This window comes from Streptomyces sp. CC53 (assembly GCF_001865245.1).
Taxonomy (GTDB): domain Bacteria; phylum Actinomycetota; class Actinomycetes; order Streptomycetales; family Streptomycetaceae; genus Streptomyces.
The window spans coordinates 1-4,369 of sequence record NZ_MKXB01000226.1 but is presented as its reverse complement, the minus strand read 5'-3'; the positions used below and the strand labels follow the sequence as shown (position 1 = coordinate 4,369).

Sequence of the window (4,369 nt, the reverse complement as noted above, 5' to 3'; positions counted from 1 at the left end):
GCCGACGACGGAGGCGACGGCGGCGACGGCCGCAGGGCGGCCGGCACCGGCGGCTGGGACCCGCACTTCTGACGCACGACGGCACGACGGGGCGCCCGCGTCCCGTACGACGGGGCCCGGCGCCCCCGAGGGGAGACGGAATGAAGATCTACCAGCCCATGCTCTTCGTCGGCCTGGGCGGCACCGGCGGACGGATCGGCAGTGAACTCGAACGGAGCCTGCGCCGCGAACTGTGCGGCCCCGACGGCACCCAGCTGGTCGACGGAGGCCGCCGCGCCCCCTTCCAGCTGCCGGACTGCCTCCAGTTCGTGTACGCCGACTTCAGCGAGGCCGAGCTGACGCGCCAGCCGCAGTTCCACGCGAAGGGTCCGGAGGGCGGCGCCTACGCGCGCACCTCCCGCATGGTCCGCGACCTGCTGCCGGGCGAGTTCGAAAGCTCACCCGAGGTCACCCAGATGCTCCGCATCGCCCTGCACGAGGAGACCCGCGACTGGCTGCCCTCGCAGGTCCGCCAGCCCCGCGTCGCCCCCCTCTACAACGGCGCCGGCCAGCTGCCGACCGTCGGCCGCGCCGCCCTGTTCGCCACCCTCCGCAGCGGCCTCGAACCCGTCCTGCGGCCCCTGCGCGCCGCCATCGGCGCCATCGGCAACTCGGCGGGAGACCTCCAGCGGGTCGGCGGCAGCCGCATCCGTGGCTGCGACGTGTTCGTCGCGTTCTCCGTCGCGGGAGGCACCGGGGCGGGCATCTTCTACGACTTCATCCACCTCATCGGGCACGAGTTCCGCAAGTCCAAGGTGCCCGGCGTGAAGATCTACCCCCTCGTCGTCATGCCGTCCGCGTTCCCGCCCGAGGCCGGCGGCGGCCGCGAGGCCGAACTCAACGCCGCCCGCTCCCTCGTGGACCTCTCCCGGCTGGTCGACGACCAGAACGTGCCCGACGCCCAGTCCGACGTCGGCGACGTCGAGCAGCGCGCCAGGATCAGCGTCCGCTACCCCGGCGACACCACCGTGGCGCTGCGCGCCTCCACCGTGCAGACGGCGTTCCGGTTCAGCAAACCGGCCGTCATCCGCACCGAGGACCTGCGCCGCTCCGTCACCGCCATGGTGATGTCCCTCATCGGCACCGAACTCCCCGACGACACCGGCAACGGCCGCGCCGACGACGACTACCAGTCCTTCGCCGCCAGCTTCATCAACAAGAGCGTCGAACGCTCCACGCCCGCCCGCTCCGGCATCGGCTACCGCGGCATGTCCACCAGCCTCGCCGCGTCCCTCACCATCCCCGTCGACGACCTCGCCGAGATCGTCGCCGCCCGCCTGCTCGCCCAGGCGGTCCGCGGCATGGAGGAACGGGCCCGCCACCCCGTGAAGGACGCCACCGACCAGGTACGGGAGATGTTCGAACGCTCCGGCATCGGGCCCCTGTGGAGCCGCGCCGCCCCCGACATCCCGGAGCCCCCGCAGCCGCCCCGCGGCAGCAAGGCCGTCACCCAGGCCCTGCACAACCGCCGCGGCGACATGGAGGACGCCCTCCTGCGCCTCGAACGGGACCTCGCCCGCGACGTGCCCCGCCTCGTCGAGGACTTCCACCCCGGCACCGCCGCCCGCGAACTCCTCGGCCTGACCGGCCCCTTCCACCTCGAACGGATCATCGCCGGACTGCCCGGACACCCCGAACCGGTCGCCGAAGCCGGCTTCACCGGCATGCTCGACAACCGCCGCAGCGAACCCCGGCGCCCCGAACACGTCCGCCAGTCCGCCCCCCAGATCCCCCGTATCAAGGGCAGCGCGGGCGGCCTCGTACCGGCCCGCTGGAGCGACTCCGACGTGCGCGGCGCCGTCGCCGACCAGGACGACTGGTACCGGTTGCGCGCCAACGGGCTGTGGCACCGCGCCTGGCAGGCCGGGGAACCGCAGTGGCGCCCGCCCCTGGGCCGCGCCCGCAAGGAGATCGACGAACTCGCCCGCGCCCTGCGCGCCCACGAGGAGGACGAGGGCAAGCTCTTCGCCGACCGCCGCCGCGAGCTGTACCGCGACGACCGCAAGGGCGTCTCCTACCTGCTGCCCCCGCAGAACAGCCTGCGCGCCTTCTACGACGACGTCGTCACCCGCCTCGTGCGCAGCGAGGCCCTCCCCGAGAACACCGACCCCGCCGGCCTGCTCGCCGCACTCGTCCGCCCCGAGGACTGGCTGCGCGCCCTGGACGCCGTGCGCCGCTCCCCGGGCGCCGCCGTCAAGGAGATCAAGCAGGTCGTCGAACGGCGCGTGAAACGCCTCTTCGGCGAGGCCGACGACGCCCGCTACGAGCGTCCCCTCCTGCCGTCCATGGCGCTGCTGCTGCGCGCCGCCGCCGGCGACGAGCACGCCGCGGCCACCGTCGACAGCCGCTGGCTCGGACAGTTCCGCTCCCAGCTGGCCGGTCTCCTCCCGGTCGGCTTCACCCCCGACGGCAGCGGCCGCCTCAAGGTCCTCATCGCCCATCCGGAGAGCGAGTCCGACGGCCGGGCCGCCGAGTACCTCGCCGAGGAGCTGTACCTGCCGCCGCACGCCGCGCACGAGTTCCGGGCCGTCGACACCGACTCCATCACCGTCGTCCTCTTCCGCAGCGGCATGAGCCTCACCGACATCTCCGAGGTCCGCGACGTCCTCAAGCTCTGGTCCGAGGCGCGCGACGCGGCCGGAGCGGACGACTTCCTGCACTGGCGGCAGCGGCTCGGCCACCGCGACGGCTGGCTGGTCAGCACCGAAGCGGACCGGCAGCGCATCCTGCACCGCGTCCTGTGCGCCATGTGGAACGGCCTGATCGTCCACGAGGGCGACGACGCCTCGCCCGACCTCGTACGGGTGCGCCTCCAGGACGGCGAGTCCGCCACGCTGACGCTGCGCCTGGAGGCGTTCGACGGGCAGCTGTCCAGCTGGGCGGGGATCCTGCGGGGCTACGAGCGGGCCGCGCTGCTCGACGAGGGCTCCGTCATCGAGGAGTTCTGCGACCGGTTGATGCGCATCCAGCCGCAGGGCCTGGCCACCACCCCCGTGGCGCCGGCGCCGCTGTTCCTCACGCTCGTCGAGGAGGTCGCCCCCCGCGAACTCGCCCGCATCGAGGAGCTCTCCGGACGGTACGGCGAGGAGGACGAGGAGTGGCTCGCCCCGCTGCGCCACTTCTGGGCCCGCACCCTGCCCGGGGCGCTGGACCTCCGCTTCGACGGCGCCTCCCTGCCCACCCGGCCCACCTTGCGCGCCCTGCACGAGCGCCACCGCCGCGAGGAAGCCGAACGGTACGAGGCGGAGCCCCGGCACGAGGCCGTCCCGGAGCCGCGCCCCGCGCCCCGTGCGGAGCCGTACGCGCAGCCGCTCCCCGAGCCGCTGCCGCAGCCCCGCACCTCCCCCGGGAGGGAACCGCGGACGGAGCCGTCCGGCCCCTCCGGAACGTCGCCGCGCTACCCGTGGGCCCTGGACGGTGACGACGAGTGAACGCCCGCGTGACCCCCGGCGCCACGCCGTACCACCGCCCGTCCGACCACGCCGTCGCCCTCGACCTGCGCCGCGTGCCGCCAGGCGGCGACGCCGTGCGGGCCGCGCTCGACACCCCGCAAGCCGGCGACGAGCGGCGTTTCGTCGTCGTCGACGACGCGGACCGGCTGGTCGCCCACCAGCTCCTCTACGAGCAGCTCTACTCCTACGGACCCGCCCGGATCGTCTGCCTGGCCGTCGGCAGCCCCGAGGACCGGGTCCTGCGCCGCCCCCTGACTCTGCGGCCGCCCGCCGCCGGAGTGCTGTGGCTCCTCGACCCGCTCACCGAGGGCGACCCCGACGGACTGCGCCCCCTCGTGGAACTCCTCGCGCAGCCCGAGGTGTTCGACGCCGTGCTGCGGGCTCTCGGCGACATCGTGCACGGCGTCGCCGTCCCGTCCGCCCGGGTCGTGGAGCACGGCCTGACCGACGAGGCCCGCACGCGTGCGTGGAGGCAGGCCCTCGACGCCCTGGCCGGCCAGGACGTCCCCGGCGCGCGCCCCGGCGACGCCGTGCCCGCCGAACTGGCCGTGCTGCTGGACGACTCGCTGCCCGACGCCGTGCAGGGCCACACGTGGCTGGAGCCCGCGAGCCCGGCCGCTGCCCGCCGCCGCGCCTGCGACGAGGCACTGGACGACGCCCGCGCCGGGTACCGCCAGGTGCGCGGCTCCGCCGGGCTGCTCGGCGCCGGGACCCGCACCGCCGACCTGCCGGGCCGGCTCGACGACCTGGGCCGCGCCCTGGAGAGGTACCGCGACACCGTGGCGGGGGCGTTCACCGACGCCGACGGCGTACGCCTCGCCCCCGAGCAGCGCGCCCGGCTCCTCGAACGCGGCATCGTCCTGCCCGACCTGCCCGCC

At 75.0% G+C, this 4,369-nt stretch carries 1 protein-coding gene and 1 pseudogene; both read left to right on the top strand.

Going from position 1 to position 4,369, the window contains the following annotated elements:
- The first annotated feature begins 140 nt into the window (after positions 1-140).
- Entirely contained in the window at positions 141-3,470 is a 3,330-nt protein-coding gene (locus BJP40_RS29630) for a tubulin-like doman-containing protein (RefSeq protein WP_079171565.1), read from the top strand.
- Positions 3,467-4,369: pseudogene (locus tag BJP40_RS29625) on the top strand (hypothetical protein); the annotation flags it as partial. The gene BJP40_RS29630 and the pseudogene BJP40_RS29625, both read left to right, overlap by 4 nt.